General features: G+C 60.0%; 17 protein-coding genes. 7 read left to right on the top strand and 10 right to left on the bottom strand.

Annotated elements, in window-relative coordinates:
- Positions 1–12: 12 nt before the first annotated feature.
- Complete coding sequence (locus tag CYR32_RS08555; protein WP_101823976.1) at positions 13–1455, bottom strand: sugar porter family MFS transporter; 1443 nt, start codon at positions 1453–1455, stop codon at positions 13–15.
- A 343-nt stretch (positions 1456–1798) separates the two neighbouring features.
- Between CYR32_RS08555 and CYR32_RS08550 the strand changes: the two genes are divergently transcribed.
- On the top strand, positions 1799–2272 hold the full coding sequence (locus tag CYR32_RS08550; RefSeq protein ID WP_101823975.1) for a heme-degrading domain-containing protein: 474 nt from the start codon (positions 1799–1801) through the stop codon (positions 2270–2272).
- A gap of 22 nt (positions 2273–2294) precedes the next feature.
- Here the strand turns inward: CYR32_RS08550 and CYR32_RS08545 are convergent, their stop codons facing one another.
- The 6 genes from CYR32_RS08545 to CYR32_RS08520 all read right to left on the bottom strand — a co-directional run bounded on the left by CYR32_RS08545 (position 2295) and on the right by CYR32_RS08520 (position 9042).
- Positions 2295–3608, bottom strand: coding sequence for a cytochrome c (locus CYR32_RS08545; RefSeq protein ID WP_101823974.1), 1314 nt, complete (start codon positions 3606–3608; stop codon positions 2295–2297).
- Between the two features lie 2 nt (positions 3609–3610).
- Positions 3611–5380 carry a GMC family oxidoreductase gene (locus CYR32_RS08540; RefSeq protein ID WP_101823973.1) on the bottom strand — a complete coding sequence of 590 codons (1770 nt, stop codon included), beginning with the start codon at positions 5378–5380 and terminating at the stop codon, positions 3611–3613.
- Positions 5381–5394: 14 nt separating this feature from the next.
- Complete coding sequence (locus CYR32_RS08535) at positions 5395–6123, bottom strand: gluconate 2-dehydrogenase subunit 3 family protein (RefSeq protein WP_101823972.1); 729 nt, start codon at positions 6121–6123, stop codon at positions 5395–5397.
- 271 nt (positions 6124–6394) lie between these two features.
- Entirely contained in the window at positions 6395–7222 is an 828-nt protein-coding gene (locus tag CYR32_RS08530; RefSeq protein WP_101823971.1) for a sugar phosphate isomerase/epimerase family protein, read from the bottom strand.
- An 18-nt stretch (positions 7223–7240) separates the two neighbouring features.
- On the bottom strand, positions 7241–8260 hold the full coding sequence (locus CYR32_RS08525) for a LacI family DNA-binding transcriptional regulator (RefSeq protein WP_206602448.1): 1020 nt from the start codon (positions 8258–8260) through the stop codon (positions 7241–7243).
- 386 nt (positions 8261–8646) lie between these two features.
- Positions 8647–9042 (bottom strand): cupin domain-containing protein, encoded by a 396-nt coding sequence (locus CYR32_RS08520; RefSeq protein ID WP_101823970.1) that lies wholly within the window; start codon positions 9040–9042, stop codon positions 8647–8649.
- Positions 9043–9602: 560 nt separating this feature from the next.
- Here CYR32_RS08520 and CYR32_RS08515 point away from each other — a divergent pair.
- Positions 9603–10694, top strand: a complete 1092-nt coding sequence (locus CYR32_RS08515) for a tyrosine-type recombinase/integrase (protein ID WP_101823969.1) — start codon at positions 9603–9605, stop codon at positions 10692–10694.
- A gap of 44 nt (positions 10695–10738) precedes the next feature.
- Here CYR32_RS08515 and CYR32_RS08510 read toward each other — a convergent pair whose 3' ends face one another.
- Entirely contained in the window at positions 10739–11236 is a 498-nt protein-coding gene (locus tag CYR32_RS08510) for a hypothetical protein (protein ID WP_101823968.1), read from the bottom strand.
- 219 nt (positions 11237–11455) lie between these two features.
- Between CYR32_RS08510 and CYR32_RS08505 the strand changes: the two genes are divergently transcribed.
- Positions 11456–12235 carry a DUF3750 domain-containing protein gene (locus CYR32_RS08505; protein ID WP_101823967.1) on the top strand — a complete coding sequence of 260 codons (780 nt, stop codon included), beginning with the start codon at positions 11456–11458 and terminating at the stop codon, positions 12233–12235.
- Between the two features lie 61 nt (positions 12236–12296).
- Positions 12297–13265: an apurinic/apyrimidinic endonuclease family protein gene (locus tag CYR32_RS08500; protein WP_101823966.1), complete on the top strand. Its 969-nt coding sequence runs from the start codon at positions 12297–12299 to the stop codon at positions 13263–13265.
- A gap of 47 nt (positions 13266–13312) precedes the next feature.
- On the opposite strand, the gene CYR32_RS08495 is transcribed toward CYR32_RS08500, so the two are convergent.
- Positions 13313–14521, bottom strand: coding sequence for an aldose 1-epimerase family protein (locus tag CYR32_RS08495; protein WP_101823965.1), 1209 nt, complete (start codon positions 14519–14521; stop codon positions 13313–13315).
- A 275-nt stretch (positions 14522–14796) separates the two neighbouring features.
- A complete protein-coding gene (locus tag CYR32_RS08490) occupies positions 14797–15891 on the bottom strand; it encodes an oxidoreductase (protein WP_101824105.1) in 1095 nt (364 codons plus the stop codon).
- Positions 15892–16035: 144 nt separating this feature from the next.
- Between CYR32_RS08490 and CYR32_RS08485 the strand changes: the two genes are divergently transcribed.
- From CYR32_RS08485 to CYR32_RS08475, 3 genes are all read left to right on the top strand, one after another.
- Entirely contained in the window at positions 16036–16923 is an 888-nt protein-coding gene (locus CYR32_RS08485) for a LysR family transcriptional regulator (protein WP_101823964.1), read from the top strand.
- Between the two features lie 90 nt (positions 16924–17013).
- Entirely contained in the window at positions 17014–18195 is a 1182-nt protein-coding gene (gene araJ, locus CYR32_RS08480) for an MFS transporter AraJ (protein ID WP_101823963.1), read from the top strand.
- A gap of 57 nt (positions 18196–18252) precedes the next feature.
- Positions 18253–19353: an NADH:flavin oxidoreductase/NADH oxidase gene (locus CYR32_RS08475; RefSeq protein WP_101823962.1), complete on the top strand. Its 1101-nt coding sequence runs from the start codon at positions 18253–18255 to the stop codon at positions 19351–19353.
- Positions 19354–19599: the final 246 nt, after the last annotated feature.

Below are 19599 nucleotides of genomic sequence, written 5' to 3'. Positions count from 1 at the left end.
GGCGTTACAGGGTCAGCGGGGGTTGGCCGTTTCGGCGGCCGGTGTTGTGGCCGGGGCCGCCACGTTGAATTTTTTCAGCACCAGCGCCTGCACCTGCTCCAGCGGCACGTTGGCCGTCTCAGGCAGGAAGCGAAAGGTGAAGAAATACATGCCGAGTGAGAACAGCGCGAACAGCAGCAGCGGGAAGCCGCCGTGGAACAGCTCCAGCAGCAGGGGGCTGCTGTTCATCACCGGGAAGGTGGTGCTGATAATAAAGTTCGCCACGGACATCATGCAGATTGAGATACCGACACAGACCGAGCGGATCTCGGTGGGGAAAATCTCACCCAGCACCGTCCAGATAATCTGGCCCCAGGTCACCCCAAAGAACACCATGTAGGCAAACAGCCCAATCACCGCCAGCATCCCCGGCAGGTGGGCGTAGAACGCCACAAAGGAGTAAGCCAGGCAGAGGCAGGAGGCGATGGCCCCCATCAGCAGCAGTTTGCGGCGGCCGAGTTTGTCGATCAGCGACATGCCAATCAGGATGCCGGCAAACTGGCACACCGACAGCCAGAAGGTTTGCAGCAGGGCGGATGCACCGTCAGGGAACACATTGCGCAGCAGGGAGGGGCCGAAATACTGGATGACGTTAATCCCGCTGAGCTGGTTCCCGACCGCCAGGCCGATGCCGACGATCAATAACGGGACGGTGGTTTTGCTCAGGCCAACGCGCCTGCCCTGCCCATGCGCGGCGGAGGGGGCAAGCGCGCCTTTGATCTCGCTCAGCACGGTCGCGGCATGGGTGGGGTTGGAGATTTTCGTCAGGGTGTCCAGCGCGGCCTTATCGCGCCCCTTCAGCACGTTCCAGCGCGGGGATTCCGGGATAAAGGCGATAAAAATCAGGAACAGGGCGCACGGCAGCAGCGCGGTGGCGAGGATGTAGCGCCAGCCGACCTCCACCAGCACCGCCGGCAGCATCGATTTGCTGATGAAGTAGTTGGTCAGCAGCACCACGGACTGGCCGCCCACGCAGCAGACGGAGTAGAGCGCGGTGGTGCGCCCGCGGTAGCGTGAAGGGGAAAGCTCCGCCAGGTAGACCGGAGAGATTACCGAGGCGAGGCCGATCGCCAGGCCGCCGAACATCCGGCAGACCACAAAGGTGGTGAAATTGTGCGCCAGCGCGGTGCCCAGCACAGAGAGCGTGAAGATCAGCGCCGTGATAGCCAGCGTTTTTTTGCGCCCCAGCCTGTCGCTGAGTCTGGGTGCAAGAAAACAGCCCGCCAGGCTGCCGAGCAGAATGTTGGAGACAGCCCAGCCGGTTTGCGCCGGGGAGAGCTGGAAATAGTCACTCAGCGGCTCAATCGCGCCGGAAATAATCGAGGAGTCGTAGCCCATCAACAGGCCGCCAAAGGCGGCGACCGTGCAGCAGAGCATCACATATTTCATGTTGTAGTGCGTTTGCCTGGTTTCCATCGTGCTTACCCTTATCGCTGGTTTCTGCCCTGCCGCCCGGCCAGAAAGAGAAGTGAACTGTGTGGCCCAATCGGCGATATCTGTGAATTCACAATGGAATATATTTTCTATTTAAAACAATTCGAATGGTTTGTTTTAAATATGTGAGCCGCTTAAAACAATTTTTGCTCCCGGGTGCAAAAAAGAGCGCATCGCAGAAAAAAGAGGCCATGCAGCGGCATAAAAAGAGGGTGGAGAGGGTAAGGCAGGCGGGTGAATGAGAACAGGATCACACATGAGGGAGATGACAGCGTGATAAAGTGAATGAAATATTAATTCCACAAATAACCACAAGGAAACTCCTGTGTCTGATCCCATCACCCCTGATCTTTTGCTGCAACAAGAGGCGGACAACCGCCTAACCCATTTTGATTTCACCCTGGCCTGGCAGCTCGGGCAGTGCCTTCATCAACGCGCGGCGGAGCAGGGTGCGCCGGTGGCGATTGAGGTGTTTGCCTTCGGGCAGGTGCTGTTTTTCTCCGCGCTGCCCGGTGCCGGTCTGGAAAACAGCGAATGGGCGATGCGCAAACGGAACACGGTGCTGCGTAACGGCCACGCCTCCCTGTATGTGGGGCTGGTGAATGAACAAAAGGGTGAGCCGATGGCGGCGCAGGCGTTTATCGATCAGGCACGGTATACCGACCACGGCGGGGCGTTCCCGCTGCTGAACAGCAGCGGCGCGGTACTGGGGGCGGTGAGCGTCAGCGGGCTGCCCTCGCGCGAGGATCACGCGCTGGCGTTGTGGGGGATTCAGCAGATCCGGGCGCTGGCCGGGTAACCCCGCCTGCGCCCGGTGCCTGTCAGCGCTGGGCCGGCACGGCCAGCTTCTGCCGGGCGTCGGTGGCCCGGCGTAATTCCCCGACCTCCCCGGCCGTGACTTCCGCAGCCTGATTGCCCCAGCTGTTGCGGACGTAGTTCAGCACCGCCGCAATCTGCCGGTCATCCATTTTCCACGCAAACGAAGGCATACCGGCGGCCGTCTGGCGGTGTTCGGTATGCGGCGCCCGCGCACCGGTCAGCATGGCGTGGATCATGTTGGTCGGGTCATTCAGCATCGCCCTGTTGCCCGCAAAGGCGGGCACCATCCCGCTGATGCCTTCCCCTTTCAGGCCGTGGCAGGCGGAGCAGTTCACCTCGTAACTCAGCGCCGCCTGCTGTTGCTGCGCCGCATCCATCCTGAACGCCACCGGGGCGGCGGTGCCTGAGGCGGGCAGGCTGCGCAGGTAGGCGGTAATCGCCTGTAAATCGCTGTCAGAGAAGTACTGCGTGGAGTGCTCCACCGCCTCGGCCATCGGCCCCGCCGCCACGCTGCGCCCATCCGCCCCGGTTTTGAGGTAGTCCACAATCTGGGCATCGCTCAGGGTGCCGGTGCCGCTGTGCGGGTTGGGGGTGATATCCGGCGCATACCAGACGCCCAGGCTGCCGCCCTGCAGATAGCCATCACTGACTTCGCCGCCCAGCGCATTGCGGGCCGTGTGGCAAACGCTGCAGTGCGCCGGGCCGTCGACCAGGTATTTGCCGCGGTTCCAGGCCGCGTCCCGGTGGTTATCCGGTTCGAACGGTGCGTTGTTGAAGAACAGCAGGTTCCAGCCCGCCATTGCCAGGCGCAGGTTATAGGGGAAGTGCATCCCGGCATTTTCATCAATATGGCGTGACACCGGCGGCATCGTCGACATATAGGCCCACAGGTCATGCATCTCCTGGTCGCTGATCTGCGTATAGGCGGTGTAGGGCATGGCCGGGTAGAGCAGGCCGTGGTCGCCTTTGCCCTGACGCACGGCGTTGAAGAAATCACGCTCCGTCATGTTGCCGATGCCGGTTTCGCGGTCAGGCGTGATGTTGGAGGTAAACAGCGTGCCGAACGGCGTGGTGATGCGGTAACCGCCGGAGAAATCGGGCTGGTGGCAGGCGGCGCAGTCCGCCAGCCGCATCGCATACTCCCCGCGCCGGATCGCCTCAGGATCCCGGCTGTGGAAGTCTGCCAGTTTTACGGTGTCATCCGCCACGCCGGAGCGGGAGGTGTCCATGACCTGCCAGAGTTTGCCCAGCAGGCCGAGGCCGGCCAGCACCGCCAGCGCGGCGGCCCCATAAGCGAGTTTTTTCCGGGTGCGCATGGTCAGCCTCCCACCAGCGGTGCAGGGTTGTTGATATAGGTCTGGTGGATCGCCTGCGCGGCGCGGATGGCCAGCGCCCCCACGGTCAGGGTCGGGTTATAGCCGCCGTTGTTCGGGAAGGCGGATGCGCCCACCACAAACAGGTTGTGGGCGTCCCAGCTTTGCAGCCAGGGGTTGACCGCCGAGGTAGTCGGGTCAGCGCCCATCACCGCGCCGCCGATGGTATGGGAGCTGTGCTGCATATAGGGGTTCCATGCCCGCTCCGCCTGGTTATCAATCACCAGGTGTTTGCCGCCCACCTCTTTCATGATGGCGGCCGCGCGGTCGGTGATGTAGGACGACATGTTGATATCGTTCTGATTCCAGTCAAACGTCATGCGCAACAGCGGCTGGCCGTGGCGGTCTTTATAGGTCGGGTCGAGATCCAGCCAGGCGTCCCGCACCGGCATCGAGGTACCCTGGCAGAAGATGGCGGCGGCGGTCTGGTAATCCCGCGCGTAGCCCGCTTTCCACGCCGATCCCCAGCGTGGGGTGCCGGGCCGCAGGCTGTCCATGTTCTGGATGGGCCGCCCGTTGGTGGAGAAGCCCATGATGCCCGCCCCGCCGATGAAGTTGAGATCGCTGTGGTCGAAGTTGTCGCCGTTGAGGTCGTCAATCTGCACGCCCAGCGCGCCGCCGCCGATGAACGGGTTCATATGCTCATTATCAAAGAAGCCGGTCACCATCGAGCAGGTCTGGTAGCTGTAGTTGCGGCCCACGGTGCCGCGGCCGGTGCGCGGGTCATACTGTTCGCCCACGCCGGAGAGCAGCATCAGGCGCACGTTATCCATCTGGTAGGCGGTGATGCAGACGATATCGGCCGGCTGGAACCCCTCTTCCCCCTCTTTGGTGACAAATTTCACCCCGGTGACAGTTTTCCCGTCCGCGTGCTTCACCGCGTGCAGCACTTCGGTGTCGGTCAGCAGGGTAAAATTGGGGCGGCGCATCAGCGCAGGCAGAATGCAGGCCTGCGGTGAGGATTTGGAGAAGTTGCCACAGCCGTGGAAATCGCAAAAGCCGCAGTAGGTGCACGGCCCCATTGTCACCCCCAGCGGGTTGACGTAGGCCTGGGAGATATTGCCGGCCGGGATGGTGAAGGGGTGGTAGCCCATCCGTTGGGTGGTTTCCCGGTATTTGCGCATCCAGTGTGTATCTTTCAGCGGCGGGGTCGGGTAGTCGCGCGTGCGCGGCCCCTCAAACGGGTTGCCGCCCGGCTGGGTCTGGCCATTCAGGTTACCGGCAATGCCGGATGTCCCGGCGATGCGCTCGAAGCGGTCGTAGAACGGGGCCATCTCCTCATAGGTCACGCCCCAGTCCTGGAGTTGCAGCCCGCGCATTTTGGCTGCGCCGTAACGCTCGCGGGTCTGGGTGGCTATCTCAAAATCCCACGGCGAGAAGCGCCAGGACATCCCGGCCCAGTGGGTGCCTGCGCCGCCCACGTTCCAGCCAAACTGGAAGGCTGACCAGTTGCGCACCGGGGCGGCGTCCTGGTTGCTGCGGTTACGGAAGGTGGTGGTTTCCACACTCATCGGCTGCATGATTTTACGGCGGATGCGCCAGCGCAACTCGTCCGGGTCTACAGCGGGCGGGAAGTCGGTGGAGGTGTCACGCCATGCGCCGCGTTCAATCGCCACCACATTCAACCCGGCGCGCGTCAGCTCCTCAGCCATCACGGAACCAGACCAGCCCAGGCCGACAATGACCACATCCGCTTTTTTTCTTATCTGCGACATAAATGCTCTGCTTATTAATCGTTGGGGATCAGGCTGACAGGAATAAGACCCAAATCTTCGTTCCGGCGGTCGATATAGGGCCGGTAGTCGTAACGGGCACCGGGGAAACCGATCATCTTCCAGCCCGCCATATTTTTATTGCCGCCATACATCGGGTCGGCCAGGTAGCCTTCGCGGGCGTTCTGCAACATCAGTTCAAAAAAGGCCCGGCTGTCGACGTCAGCTGCCAGCGTGAGCTGCCCGCTCTCCAGCCCTGTCAGGCAGGCGTCAATCTGATCGGCCGTCAGCGCATGGAACGCGGTGTGATACGTCCGCTGCGCCCAGGCTTCCAGCGCCTGTAACCCGGCGAGATAGCGCTCGCGCGGCGGGGCGAGGAACTGCGGGCTGCCCATCAGCGCTGCCTCGTTCTCCGGGCGCAGCGGCCCTTGCAGGTAGAGCGCGGCCCCGCTGCCGTAGTCGCCCGCCAGTTCGTTATCGATAAATTCAATGCAGCCCGCCTCGCTGGCAGAGGGGCCGTGCTCATCGGCCGGGATCAGCCGGTCAAACACGGCGGTCAGATTTTTACGTGCGGTTTCGTCCGTCAGCACCTGATAGCCGCCCAGCCGCGCGGGTTGCGGCAGGTGGTCGGCGTTCAGCGGCGTTTCCGGCGGCACATTATGCAGCTCGCGTGCGCCCACTCTGGGCACCACGGCCAGTGACGCCACCAGTGAACTTAATGAAAAGAGGGCCTCTCTCCGGTTCATGTCTGTTTCCTTAATAGCCGGCAACATTGCCGGAAAATAACGCTGTGGTTTATTTCAGTTGCGCCACGCCCCAGGAAACGGCCACAGCCTGCCCGCCCTGTCTTGAAACAAGTTTTTATGCCCTGCGGGCGTGACTGTGGGTACGTTCCACGGGAGGGAACGCATCAACTAAAAAGGGGGTTAACCGGGTTACCCAGAGGGAGAGCTCTGCGCCCGGCGCAGCGTGTTACCGGGGGGCCGTCAGCAGCCGCCCCGGTGGGTTAACGCCGGATTAATGGAGATCGCAGGCTTTCATGCTGTCGAGGCAACCGGCGGCAATGTCCCAGAGGTCATGCTCCCAGTTGCGCGGGCTGAGCAGTTCAGGTGACCAGACGCCGTCATAGCCGGTGGCCCGGACGGCGCTGACCCAGGCCGGGATGTCGACGTCACCTTCCCCCGGCGCATAGTTACGCTGCACCCACTCGTCCCAGGCTTCACCAGGGCGGGCGGCACGGCCATCGCAGAAATGCACCCCATAGATAAGGGAGGGGTCCATCGCGGCCACCTCATCGGGGCGGGTGTTTCCACCGGCATGCAGGTGCCAGAAATCGATGACCACGCCGACATTGTCTTTGCCGGTTTGCCGGATAATCTCCAGCGCCTGTTGCAGGGAGTTGAAGGCGGTAAACGCCACTACCTCGATCTGGAACCTGATGCCCAGCGGCTTGCCGATGTCAGCAATGGCACTGATGTTCTCACGCAGAATGGCGTTCCGGCGTGCTTCAGGAAGAGAGTCAAGCTCCGTCAGCGCCATGATCTGCACCACCGGGCAGCCCAGCTCCACGGCAGCCCGGCAGAGTTTCTCCGCCTCCTGCAGCATGGTCGCGCGCTCTTCGGGCTGGTGGCGGCCAATGCGCTTCAGGGCATTCAGGCAGGTGATCGTTATCTGGTATTTCTCCATCAATTGGCGGTAACCGGCATAGCTGCCGCCATTGTCCAGGTAACGGAACAGATGTTCAGGCAGCAGCTCCAGGCCGGTGTAGCCGGTTTCCCGGGCAATACGCAGCTGGGTGACGGCATTGCTGTGCCAGACGGATACCCCGTGCAATGCAAACTTCATCTCTCCTCCTTGTCCATTTCACATTTTCAGGTGGGACCGCCTGATACGCAGCTCACCATAACGCCACTCGCCTTCGTCAGTGGCACGATCTTCGATAAGGCGGTTAAGCGCCTCGTCGATCAATCTTTCCGTGTGCTGGCGGTAGCTGGTTAACTGCCAGCCCGGCGCGCCGGCTTCGTCAATATCATCGAACCCCACGATCGCCACCTGATGTGACTGGCCGGTCACCTGCAGCGCCTCCAGCGCGCCCAGCGCCAGGATGTCATTCTCACAAAACAGCGCCTCCACGCGATCCGCAGGCGGCACGGCGTCCAGATAGGCCGTCATCGCCTGGTAGGCCAGCGTGCGGTCATAGTGCCCGGCGGTGAGGTGCAGGCTGAGCGGGTAACCGGCCGCCGCCAGCCCGTCGCGGTACCCTTCCATCCGCAGCAGGTGGTTAGAGGCGGTATCCGGCCCTTTCATATAACCGAAGCGGGTATACCCCTGCGCCAGCAGCAGCGCCGCGATCTCGCCGCCTGCCCGGTAGCCGTCGGTGTTAACCACGGCGATGCCGGCATCGTCGGTATTGCGGCCCACCTGCACCAGCGGGATATGGTGCAGATCGTGGGCGACGTCGATCAGCTCTTCGGTCAGCACTGTCCCGAGGAACAGGATGCCGTCTACCTGAAGCTGATCGGCCATGTCCATCACCGAGCGGTAGTGTTCACCGGCCGTGATGTTCAGCAGCAGCGCCATATAGCCGCGCGCCTGCAGTTGCCGGGTCACCGCATCCAGCATCAGCATCGAATGCGGGTTTTTCAGTTCATCAATCGCCACGCCGATAATGTGCGTCCGCTTCTGCGAGAGGCTGCGTGCCAGCAAATTAGGCCGGTAGCCCAACGCCCTGGCGGCGGCCTCAACCTGCGCCCGCGCTTTGTCTGAAATTGAGGCACCGGGGGTAAAGGCCCGGGAAACCGTCCATTTGGAGACGCCTGCCAACATGGCCACATCGCTGGCGGTGGCTTTGCGATGCAGTCCCGCTTCATCTTTTTTCGTCATAGACCCTGCGTTTTTGTCCGTGTGTTTGCCCTGCATTGAACGTCAAACACACCGGAAAAGAAACCTTTCACGCTGCCCGTGATGGGCGCAGAAACAGGGATGACTGGGTGATGCTGCTAATGTTGCGATTATGTTGATCTTTGCACCCGATTGCAAACGCTTTTTGCAATCGGGTGCAAAATTTGGGCAAACGTTCTCAAGCTCTTAATTTATAGTGAATTACTCAGAAATCAGCGTGAATGGGCTAAGAAGAAAGGGGAAATCAGACAGCCTTGCGTGTTAATTTTTGCAACATACGCATGGCGCGGAAAAAGCGCTGTCCGGTTTGCCTGTTTATCACGCCTCACCACGCCGGAAAGCCGTTAACCTCCCGGCCATAAGTGACATCAGAACTCTTCCGGTTCACCCGGCAGCGGGTCGGTAAGCGTTTGCCCTTCGACGCCCGCGTAGGTGATCACCAGTTCAGCCCCTTGCCCGGTGGTGTAGCCACGGTGGGCACTGTTTACCGACTCATTGATGGCCTGCCCGGCATAGAACGTATGCGTCCGTCCGGTCTCTTTATCCTCTACCGTCAACTCCCCGGACAGCAGATAAGCGATATTGGGCATCGCGTGGGTATGCCAGGGCAACGCAGTATGGGGCGGCAGGCTCAGGCGCATCACCGAAAGCTGCGCCTTGCCCGCCGGGTAACGGTAGGCGTTTCCGTTCAGGTCAACGCAGGTGCTGAGTATCTCTTCCGCCTGTACATCAGATTCTTCAGAAGTGCTTTTTTGCTGGGCCATTCTCTCTCCGGTTATCTCTCAATGCGTTATGGGAAAAGTATAGCAAACGGAAATATAAGGCTTTTTTTGCCATCATTATCCTGTTCAAAAGGTACTGATAAGGTGCCTTATTGGTACTCTTTTGACATGCTTTCAGTACTCTCTCTGGCTGTAAGCCAGACAAGAGGCGTTATGGTTAAGCACACTAAAAATTGATCATCAAAAGCGATGGCTCTGTAGCGTTCTGATCTGCATTGAGGGGGCTAGCGGGTTAAGCCTGGCAGTATGAAAAAGAGAGGGATGTGGCAGAACCGGCAAAGCAGGCGAAACATCTGAAGGTTGCTAAGCTGCACCTATCGTTAAGGCTCTCATAGGAGCCTTTTCATTTTTACTTCTTAGCATCGGGTAGCTCATAAAACAGCATGAACATCCGGGCCACAGGCTTTCTGTCTGTAACCATCATCCCCTCATCTTCCCCGCATAGAAACCCTCAAAATACGCCATAATGATTCCATACTTGTAAGGTATGGAATCATTTCTTCCGGCACGGTATGCTACGGGAAATACTGGGGGGATCACTGATGATAAAAGGCTTTAACATTGAAAAAGCGGCGGAGAACTGCTCGGCGGAAACCATCGCTTACCTGACCGCCACGCTCGACGCGCCGATTGAGGCGCTGGAAGACTACTCGGACGATGACCCGGTGTTCAGCAAAGCCTTTATGCTGTTTACCCGGTTGTCGCTGATGGTCACCCGGCGGCGGCCGGAGCTGGGGGTGCACTGCATCCTGATCCATGTGATGCCGAAAATCGGCGACCTGCCCATTTCTAAGATAAGCAAAGTCACGGTAAACCGGCTGACCAACCCGCTGATCATGCAGGGGAAAATTGTCCAGAGTAAGCGCGTCTTTTCGCTGATGAAGCAGTTTCTCGCCTGGTGTGTCTATCAGGGCTATCTGGCACAATCCCCGGTTGGGGACATTCCGATCAATAAAGTGGGCGGTACTGCGCCTGCGCCGCGCGAACGTACACTCTCTGAGGCCGAAATCTGGGTCTTCTGGCATATCTGGGATTACCACAACGTCAGCGAGTCAACGCGCTGGGCCTCCCGGCTGGTGCTGGCCGCCGCGCGCCGCCCGGATGAAGTGCTGCGCGCCAGGGTCAGCGAGTTCGATCTGGAAAATGGCATGTGGAACCAGGGTAACCGCAACAAATCCCACCGCGATCACCGGCTGCCAATCAGCCCGATCATGGCGCTCTGCATTGAGAAGCTGATCGCCGCCGGAAAAGGCAGTGAATGGCTGGTGCCGTCCAGTAAAAAACCGGACGCGCCGATGTCTAAAGTGGTGCTCAGCCAGGCGTTACGGCGCATGACCAGCGACCCGACCATGCCAACGCTGGAACCCTTTTCGCCGCGCGATCTGCGCCGTACCGCCCGGAGCTGCCTGGCGGCGCTGAATGTCACCAGTGATGTCTCCCGGAAAATCCTCAACCAGAGTCTGGTGGGGCTGGACCGCACCTACGACCGCCACGATTATATTGACCAGATGCAGGAGGCGCTGGAAAAATACTCTGACTATCTGTTCAGCATTATTGAGCAGGATAACGTAGAAAATTTAAACCACAAATATAAAGGCGACCGGCTTAACGTCGAAAATAGCCGGATGGCATAGCGTATGGGTTATTTCCCGCCTCATCAGAGAAGCGGGAAATAAGGTTACACCTTGGGTAATACCCGGTTTTCACTGTTTTCCGGGTGACCGAGATAGGCTTTTGCCACCTGATAACAGGCATTGACGTGGGCGTTGCCGATATATTTCATGGCGGTGAAGCCAATGCCGGCGGCAATAATCTGTCCGGCAAAAGGCACATATTTCACCAGTTGTTTCGACGCCATTTTCACGCCGACTTTTTTCAGCAACCGGATCACCAGATCCCGCGTGACCGCGTGGCCAATCACTTTCGATCCGATGCTGCCTGCGGTGGTCAGCACCAGCGCTTTGGTGGTGGGATCCAGCGCTTCGATGTCCGCATCGGACAGCTCAAACCGCTTGCTGATGGCCGGCAACATCTCCAGCAGAATGGCGGCATCGGAACCGACATCCACGCCCGGCAGCGGCACGGCGGAAGCCACGCCGGAAAGTGACGATCGACGGGTGACCAGGCGGTAACAGTCATCACGGACCTTATCGAGTTCTTCCATTGTTTTGATCATAGGTACATCCCGTGTTGAGTCGACATAGCGTTCAGTATAGTTAAGGTTCTGGTTTTCCGCGTTTTCCGGCGGCGGGAGTGCTGGTTTTCCACGCAGCTTGGCGCGCAATGCGTCAAAACCTGGCGATAAAATATCCATTTTTTCGCCCCGCTGCGCCTTGTCTGCTGTATTTAATTACAGTATTTTAGTGGTTTGACCATCCCTCACCGCGAAGACACTATGGTTTACCTTAAATGGTTTAGTCTCTGTTATCTCTGTGTTGTATTTCTGTCATTAGGGTATAGCTTTGCGCGGGCAACGCAGGAGCGGGAATCGCCAATCGGCCAGAGCTGGGCGACCGCCCGCCGTGACTCTGCCCGCCTCGCGCCTGACCCGGTCACTTTCAGCAAAATTGCCATTGTGCAGGTCTATGCAGCCCCGACCTACGGCTGGCGCGGGCGGGTGGCGCTGCACCCCTGGATCATCTTTAAACGGGCAGGCGATACCCAGTACACCCGTTACGACGTCATCGGCTGGGGCAGCAGCAACGTGGTGCGCCGTAACTACGCGATCCCGGATGGGTTCTGGTTCGGCTCCCAGCCCGCGCTGCTGGTCTCCCATCAGGGGCCGGAGGCGGAAGCGATGATCCCGCAGATTGAGTCGGCGATCTCGCGTTACCCGTTCGCGCACACCTACCACGCCTGGCCCGGCCCGAACAGCAACACCTTTATGGCGCACATTGGCCGTGAAGTGCCGGCGCTGGCGCTGGATCTGCCCTCCAACGCCATCGGCAAGGACTACCGCCCGCTGCTCAGCCCGGTGGGGCTGCCGCCGTCCGGCCGGGGTGTGCAGGTCTCGCTCCTGGGCGTGCTGGGGGTGACGGCAGGCATCCAGGAGGGGCTGGAGTTCAACATCCTGGGCCTGAACCTCGGCGTGGATATCGCCTCCCCGGCGCTGCGGTTGCCCTTTATCGGCCGTGTCGGGTTTACCGGCGGGCCGGGGGTTGCGGAGAAAGAGTAGCCCTGCGGCAGGCCATCCTCCTGTGAGCTGTTACACTTAAGTAACGTTCACAGGGGGTATAATGAAACTAGGCTTTGCGTGTAAATATCTTGATGCTGACCTGAAACAGCCTTTTCCTTTCAAAGCCACCACCAGGACACGTTTCCTGAGTTTACTGGCTGACGAACAGAAAAAACTGATTTACGACCTCTCCGTTGCCAATCTGACGAATTTCGCCTTAACGCTGGAGAAACTGGCATTATTGCCGGATGCATTACGCATGATGAGAATAGGCAGCGATCTGCTGCCGTTATATACGGTGCCGGAAGCGACGCCGATCTATAACGATTTTCTGCCGGAGCTCGCCCCCTTATTTACCCGCTGCGGTGAGATTGCGCGGCAATATAATATCCGCCTCTCTTTCCATCCGGGGCAATATTCGGTGCTGGCATCGGATAATCCGTTAGTGGTGGAGCGCGCCATTGAGGATGTGGAATACCATGCCCTTTGCGCACGGTTAATGGGCTACGGCAAGACCTTCCAGGATTTTAAAATCAACATCCATATGAATGGCCGGAAAGGGTTTGAAGGCTTTCAGGAGGCGTTCCGGCAGCTCCGGGAAGAGACGCAGCGGATGCTGACGGTAGAGAATGATGAGATCTCCTGCTCCCTGGACGATGTACTGCAGGCGGAGGCGTTATGCCCGATCGTGCTGGACATCCACCACCACTGGGTTAAAGAGGCGGAGTTTATCACGCCGGACGATCCGCGCGTGGCGCGGGTCATCGCCTCCTGGCGGGGTGTGCGGCCGGTGCTGCACTATTCCATCTCCCAGGAAGGGCTGATCCCGGAACAGGGCTTCCCGGATCAGCAGGGGCTGGGCGTCTCAAAAAGCAAACTCCGGGCGCATTCCGACTACTACTTCAATAACGCCCTGAATGACTGGGCGCTGTCGTTTGATGCGTTCGATATCATGTGCGAAGTGAAAATGAAAAACCTCGCGCGTGACCAGCTCTACCAATATGCGTTACGCAGCGGGAAAATCACGTGACAGTGTCATGCCATGCCGGGCGATGATGAGCATCGCCCGGTGCGGGGTTACTCAACGGCGATCGGCTTCTCATCCACCGTGGTTTTCTCATCGCCCTGGAGCTGTTTAATCCGCGCCTCGGTCTGTTTCACCGCGTCAGCATCTTTCAGCAGTGAATAGGTCAGCACGAACTCGGTGCTTTGCCCCGGTTGCAGCTGTTTCACCCGGCCCTGCTCTTTTTCGATGGTCACCGGGTAGGCGTAGTTGGTGCCCGGCTCAATGCCGGTGACATAGCCCTGTTTCAGGGTATCGGTGTTTTTCCACATCGTCAGCAGCGGCAACTGGCGGGTGTCGAACTCAATCGATGCACCTTTGTCCCCTTTGCTGTTGACCACCGCGGCCACCGTCTTGCCGTTGCTGTCCGCTTTCGGCACCAGGTTAAACACCATTTCATCGAAATCTTTGGTCGGCGCACCATACACATTCCAGTCAGCCAGCCCTTTTTTCGCGTAGTCATTAAACGGCGACACCGATTTGAGCGGCGCGATGAAACGTGCGTCTTTCTCCAGGATCGGCACCCCGAAGTTGCTGTGGTAGATGATCTGGTAATCGTGCGGGTAGTCCGCTTTGTTGGTCAGCACATCGTGAAGGGTAAAGGCGTCCGCGCCCGGCACGTAGCGCAGCTCCGTCCAGGTTTCGAGTTTGGCTTTTTTGAAGGTTGTCTCTTTCAGCAGGCCGCGGATGCGGATCTCATGGGGGGCCTGATCCTCCACAATCACTTCCACTTTTGAGGCCGGGGTATTGCCCGCTTTGCCGTGCAGGGTGTAGATCATGCCCTCTTTGGTGACCGGGTGGCCGGTCCATTCAAAGCCGCAGCGCACCATCATCTCGTTGAACCCTTCCAGCCAGCCCAGCCCGTTACGGCTCTCCAGGTTGATATAGGCGGGGTTGACGACCTCATCCACCGGCGAATCCCAGCCGAGGCGCACGCCGTGGCCGTTCACATGCAGCAGATCCATGCCGCGCGTCGGACTGAGCGCGATGGTCAGGCCGTTTTCACTGGTGATCGTCAGGACTTTCGAGCCTTCCTGCTTGCCGCCATGCAGCACTTTCTGTTGCAGGCTGAAGCGCTCACCGCCCAGCTTCAGCGACTGGCTGCTGACCTGCCAGTTTCCCAGCTCGGTACCGTTTTCAGCATCCGTCAGCACCCAGCTTTGCGCCGCAGCCTGCCCGCTGATTGCCGCCATTATCATCCCTGCCAGACACGCTTTTTTCATCTTTTTCGTCCCATTGCTGAATTGATTTAGCTAAAGAGCCGCCAGAGTACAAACAGCAGGGCGCAGAAAACGTGACTGGTATCACCGCAGCCGGGATCGGGGTGTTTTTACGCCGATAAACGTGGGATGTATCACGAAAAGGTGAATTTATTTACCTTTTTGCAACATTATATGCGGCAAATATCACGCGTTTCGTGCCGATAATTAAACCGATTCAGCAAAAGTAAGCGACATGATTCCCGGCCTGACAGATGCCGGGAAGCGAAAGGCAGGGATCAGGCGGGCAGCTCACACGCTTTGATGTCAGCAATCGGGCCGAGGATGTCCCGGTTGAATTCACGCAGCGGCTCGCCGCGTTGGGCGCGTTCAGGCCAGTCGTGGTTGGCCAGCGCGCCGCGGCCCAGGGCGATCAGGTCTGCGCCCTGTTGCAGGCTTAACTCCGCTTCCGGCACCTGGTGCAGGCTGCCGTTGGCAATCAGTGTCACGCCCGGCGCAAATTTACGCGCCAGCGCCACCAGCGACAGGGCGTTATCAGCAAACGCAGGCTTCCAGGCTTCGTACTCCGTGATGTGGATATAATCCACGCCCGACGCTGCCAGCAGCGTGAACACCGTGCGCGCGTCCTCTTCGCCATTCGCCCACTTATGGTGGAAATCATTTACCTTGCCCTGGGAAATACGGATACCCACCGGAATACCGTGACCCACGCGGGCGCGGACGGCCTTGATCACTTCCAGGATCAGCCGCAAACGTGCGGCGGTATCGCCGCCCCAGGCATCGGTGCGCAGGTTGGTGTGCGCCGTCAGGAACTGGTCGAGCAGGTAGCCGTTGGCACCATGGATTTCCACGCCGTCAAAGCCCGCCTCTTCCACCGCCCGCGCGGCGGCGTCAGCAAAGTTCGCCACAATCTCCAGGATGTCTGACTCCTCCAGCGCGCGCGGCACCGGGTATTTCCCCTCGCCACGGTAGAAGGTGAGCTGTTCACCCGCCGGCTGCACCGCCGACGGTGCCACGGTGCCGGAACGGTAAGGGTTCCCCTGTGACAACGCCCCGGAATGCTGGATCTGGGCGATAATCCGGCTGCCCTGCGCATGGACGGCATCGGTAATATTGCGCCAGGCTTTCGCCTGCCGGGCATTCACCATCCCTGATTGACAGGCATAGGTCTGCGACCACTGCGCATCGATATAGATCCCTTCTGAGATCACCAGCCCAAAGCCGCCGCGGGCAAAGTCCTGGTAGTAGTGCTGCATTCTTTCGCTGGCGACACCCTCTTCCGAGGCGCTGACGCGGGTCATCGGGGCCACCACCAGGCGGTTTTTAAGCGGCCGGCCAGCCAGGGTATAGGGGGTAAAAAGCGGTGAGGTCATCATCATTTCTCCGGGTAACTTTTTTATCTCGGCAGAGAATATAATCCTCCCGCATTCCCGTTAGAATCCCTTATCCGGATAGGCCGGTATAGCGGAAAACGTTATACTGCCGTTTCTCACCTTTTGTCATCTCCGGGAGCTATGATGAACCTCAGCGATGTGCACCTGTTTCTGGTGATCGCCGAAAGCGGCAGTATGGCGCAGGCCGCCCGCCGCCTTAACCTTTCGCCGATGTCCGTCTCACGGCGGCTGGCGCTGCTGGAGCAGGAAGTGGGCAAGCGGCTTATCCAGCGCACCACCCGCGCCCTCTCTCTGACGCAGGAGGGCGAAGAGTTTATCCCTTACGCCAGGGCGATGACGGAGGCAGAAGCCAGTGCCAAAGCCCTGTTTACGCCGGAAGCGCTGGGCGCGGGCGGGCTGTTGCGTATCACCGCGCCCTCCGGGTTAGGCCGCCGGACGATTGTCCCGCTGATCCCCGATCTGCTGCTGGCTAACCCGGAAATGCGGATCGACCTCCAGCTCAACGATGAGGTGGTGGACATCGTCAGCCGCGGTATTGATGTGGCCGTGCGGGTCGCCCCGCTGCGTGACTCCAGCCTGGTGGCGCGGAAAATCGCCGATAACCCCCGCATTCTCTGCGCCTCGCCCGGCTACCTCGCCCGCTGCGGCACGCCGGGCCTCCTCCGCGATCTCCGCGTGCATAACTGCCTGCGGCTGACCAACGTGCTGAACTGGTCATTTGCGGCAAACGGGCAGATCATCAGCCACAGCGTGGAGGGGCGTTTCACCTCCAGCAATGTCGAAGGCATCCGGGCACTCTGTATCCAGGGGCTGGGGCTGGCCCAGCTGACCTACTGGGATGTGAAAGAGGAGTTAAGCCAGGGGAAACTCCTGGAAATCACGCTGGGCGACGCTGCCCCGCAGCCGCTCTCCATCTGGGCCGTGCTACCCACGGCGCGCTATCTGCCGCGCCGCGTCACCGCCTTTATCGATGCCCTGAAAACCGCGCTGGGGCCGGCGGCCGGGGTATAGCCGAAACGTCACTAAATTCAGGGGTAACGTGACTCCCCCGCCGAGGCGGCAGGCGCTACCCTACAACAAACAACACAGGGATCAGGATTGATGAAAAAGGTGGTAACCGCACTGGCGATGGGGGCCTTCGGGCTGGGCATGGCCGAATTCGGCATGATGGGGGTGCTGACGGAGCTGGCGCAGGATGTGCAGATCACTCTCCCCGACGCCGGGCATATGATTTCGTTTTACGCGCTCGGCGTGGTAATCGGCGCGCCGGTGATGGCGCTGGTTTCCACCCGGTTTTCCCTGAAAACCCAGCTGCTGTTCCTGGTGGCGCTGTGCGTGCTCGGCAACGCGATCTTCACCCTCTCCTCCTACCTGATGCTGGTAGTCGGCAGGCTGGTTTCCGGTTTCCCGCACGGGGCGTTTTTCGGCGTCGGCGCGATCCTGCTGACCAAGGTCGCCCGGCCCGGCAAAGTCACGGCGGCAGTGGCGGGCATGGTCTCAGGGATGACGCTGGCGAACCTGATCGGCATCCCGCTCGGCACCTGGCTGAGCCATGAGTTCAGCTGGCGTGCGCCGTTTTTGCTGATCTCGGTGTTTAACCTCGCGGTGATGGCTTCGGTCTTTTTCTGGATCCCCGATCTCTCTGACAACGCCGCCACCACGCTGCGCGAGCAGTTCCTGTTCCTGAAAGCGCCTGAGCCGTGGCTGATTTTCCTGGCGACGATGTGCGGCAACGCCGGGGTCTTCGCCTGGTTCAGCTACATCAAACCGGTGATGATGACGATTTCCGGCTTCCCTGAGGCGGCGATGCCGGGGATCATGATGCTGGCCGGGCTGGGCATGGTGCTGGGGAATCTCTTCAGCGCCCGGCTGTCGGTGCGGCTGTCACCGCTGCGTATCGCGGTGCTGATGGATTTCGTGATCGTGGCCGCGCTGCTGCTGACCTTCTTCTTCGCTTACCAGCAGGCAGCCTCACTCGCCCTGGCCTTTATCTGCTGCGCCGGGCTGTTTGCCCTCTCCGCGCCGCTGCAAATCCTGCTGCTGCAAAATGCCAAAGGCGGCGAGATGCTCGGCGCGGCGGGCGGGCAGATCGCCTTTAACCTCGGCAGCGCCCTGGGGGCGTTCTGCGGCGGGATGATGATCACCCTGAACCTCGCCTACAACTACGTCGCCCTGCCGGCTGCGCTGCTCTCCTTCGCCGCCATGCTCTCGCTGGTGGTTTATGGCCGCCTCACCTCGCCAAACCGCACAAATATCAACTCGCGGCCGGAAGAAAGGCACTAGGCTGGTTGCCCTTGCCCGTGTGGGCAAAGGCAATTTCATGAAGAAGAGAAGAGAACTATGGCTCAGCTGTTTACACCGTTCACGCTGAAAAACGTGACGCTCAAAAACCGTATTGCCGTCCCGCCGATGTGCCAATACTCGGCGGTTGACGGCCTGGTCAATGACTGGCACCGCGTACACTACGCCGGGCTGGCGCGCGGCGGTGCCGGTCTGGTGATCGTTGAGGCCACGGCGGTAGCGCCGGAGGGCCGCATCACCCCGGGCGACCTCGGCATCTGGAATGACGAGCAGGCCGCTGAACTGGCAAACATCGCCAAAGCGATCAAAGAAGCCGGTGCCGTGCCGGGCATCCAGATCGCCCACGCCGGGCGCAAAGCCAGCGCCAACGCCCCGTGGGAAGGCGACGACCATCTCCCGGAAGGCGACGCCCGCGGCTGGGAAACCCTCTCCCCGTCGGCGGTCGCCTTCGGCAAAAACCTGCCGAAAGTGCCGAAAGCCATGACCAAAGCGGAGATCCAGCGCGTGACCGCGGACTTCGTGGCCGCCGCACGCCGTGCGCGTGATGCCGGTTTCGAGTGGCTGGAGCTGCACTTCGCCCACGGCTACCTGGCGCAGAGCTTCTTCTCCGTACACGCCAACCAGCGTACCGACGAATACGGCGGGGACTTCAACGGCCGCAGCCGTTTCCTGATCGAAACCTTTGACGCCGTGCGCGCCGAATGGCCGCAGGATCTGCCGCTGACCGCCCGTTTCGGCGTGATTGAGTATGACGGCCGCGACGAAGAGACGCTGAGCGAGGCAATCGCCCTGACCAACATCCTGCGCGAAAAAGGGCTGGATATGCTGAACGTCAGCGTCGGCTTCTCCACGCCGGACAGCAACATCCCGTGGGGCCCGGGTTTCCTGGCACCGGTTGCCCGCCGCGTGCGCAACGAAGCTGACCTGCCGGTCGCCTCCTCCTGGGGTGTGGAATCGGCCTCCGTGGCGGAACGCTGCATCGCGGAAGGGGATATGGATCTGGTGATGATTGGCCGCGCCATGCTGGCCGACCCGCACTACAGCTACCGCCTGGCGCAACAGCTCCAGGTTGAGAAGCCCTCCTGGGTGCTGCCGGCCCCGTACGCCCACTGGCTGGAGCGTTACCGTCTCGGCGAATAACCTCATCTGATGCGTACAACAAGGGCGGCCGGTGGCCGCCCTTTTATTTTTGCTTCTTATAGCTAATAGATTTTATACATGCTTAGTTAGCATAAGCTTACGACATGTTTAAAATAGAAAGACATTTTCTATTTAGTGGTTGTTTTACAACAGATCAATTTAAAAGATTTCATTTAAACCCTGCTGCTTTTTCACACGGCTCATGCCGTCGAACTGCGCGCCAACCACGATCACCTGGAAGTGGCT

It is taken from the genome of Chimaeribacter coloradensis (assembly GCF_002858715.1).
Classification (GTDB): Bacteria; Pseudomonadota; Gammaproteobacteria; order Enterobacterales; family Enterobacteriaceae; genus Chimaeribacter; species Chimaeribacter coloradensis.
This window is presented reverse-complemented; position numbering and strand designations above follow the sequence as displayed.

Coding starts and splice junctions, on each gene's coding strand:
- CYR32_RS08555 (WP_101823976.1), bottom strand. CDS start 1,455: ATGGAAACCAGGCAAACGCACTACAACATGAAATATGTGATGCTCTGC.
- CYR32_RS08545 (WP_101823974.1), bottom strand. CDS start 3,608: ATGCGCACCCGGAAAAAACTCGCTTATGGGGCCGCCGCGCTGGCGGTG.
- CYR32_RS08540 (WP_101823973.1), bottom strand. CDS start 5,380: ATGTCGCAGATAAGAAAAAAAGCGGATGTGGTCATTGTCGGCCTGGGC.
- CYR32_RS08535 (WP_101823972.1), bottom strand. CDS start 6,123: ATGAACCGGAGAGAGGCCCTCTTTTCATTAAGTTCACTGGTGGCGTCA.
- CYR32_RS08530 (WP_101823971.1), bottom strand. CDS start 7,222: ATGAAGTTTGCATTGCACGGGGTATCCGTCTGGCACAGCAATGCCGTC.
- CYR32_RS08525 (WP_206602448.1), bottom strand. CDS start 8,260: ATGACGAAAAAAGATGAAGCGGGACTGCATCGCAAAGCCACCGCCAGC.
- CYR32_RS08520 (WP_101823970.1), bottom strand. CDS start 9,042: ATGGCCCAGCAAAAAAGCACTTCTGAAGAATCTGATGTACAGGCGGAA.
- CYR32_RS08515 (WP_101823969.1), top strand. CDS start 9,603: ATGATAAAAGGCTTTAACATTGAAAAAGCGGCGGAGAACTGCTCGGCG.
- CYR32_RS08510 (WP_101823968.1), bottom strand. CDS start 11,236: ATGATCAAAACAATGGAAGAACTCGATAAGGTCCGTGATGACTGTTAC.
- CYR32_RS08505 (WP_101823967.1), top strand. CDS start 11,456: ATGGTTTACCTTAAATGGTTTAGTCTCTGTTATCTCTGTGTTGTATTT.
- CYR32_RS08500 (WP_101823966.1), top strand. CDS start 12,297: ATGAAACTAGGCTTTGCGTGTAAATATCTTGATGCTGACCTGAAACAG.
- CYR32_RS08495 (WP_101823965.1), bottom strand. CDS start 14,521: ATGAAAAAAGCGTGTCTGGCAGGGATGATAATGGCGGCAATCAGCGGG.
- CYR32_RS08490 (WP_101824105.1), bottom strand. CDS start 15,891: ATGACCTCACCGCTTTTTACCCCCTATACCCTGGCTGGCCGGCCGCTT.
- CYR32_RS08485 (WP_101823964.1), top strand. CDS start 16,036: ATGAACCTCAGCGATGTGCACCTGTTTCTGGTGATCGCCGAAAGCGGC.
- araJ (WP_101823963.1), top strand. CDS start 17,014: ATGAAAAAGGTGGTAACCGCACTGGCGATGGGGGCCTTCGGGCTGGGC.
- CYR32_RS08475 (WP_101823962.1), top strand. CDS start 18,253: ATGGCTCAGCTGTTTACACCGTTCACGCTGAAAAACGTGACGCTCAAA.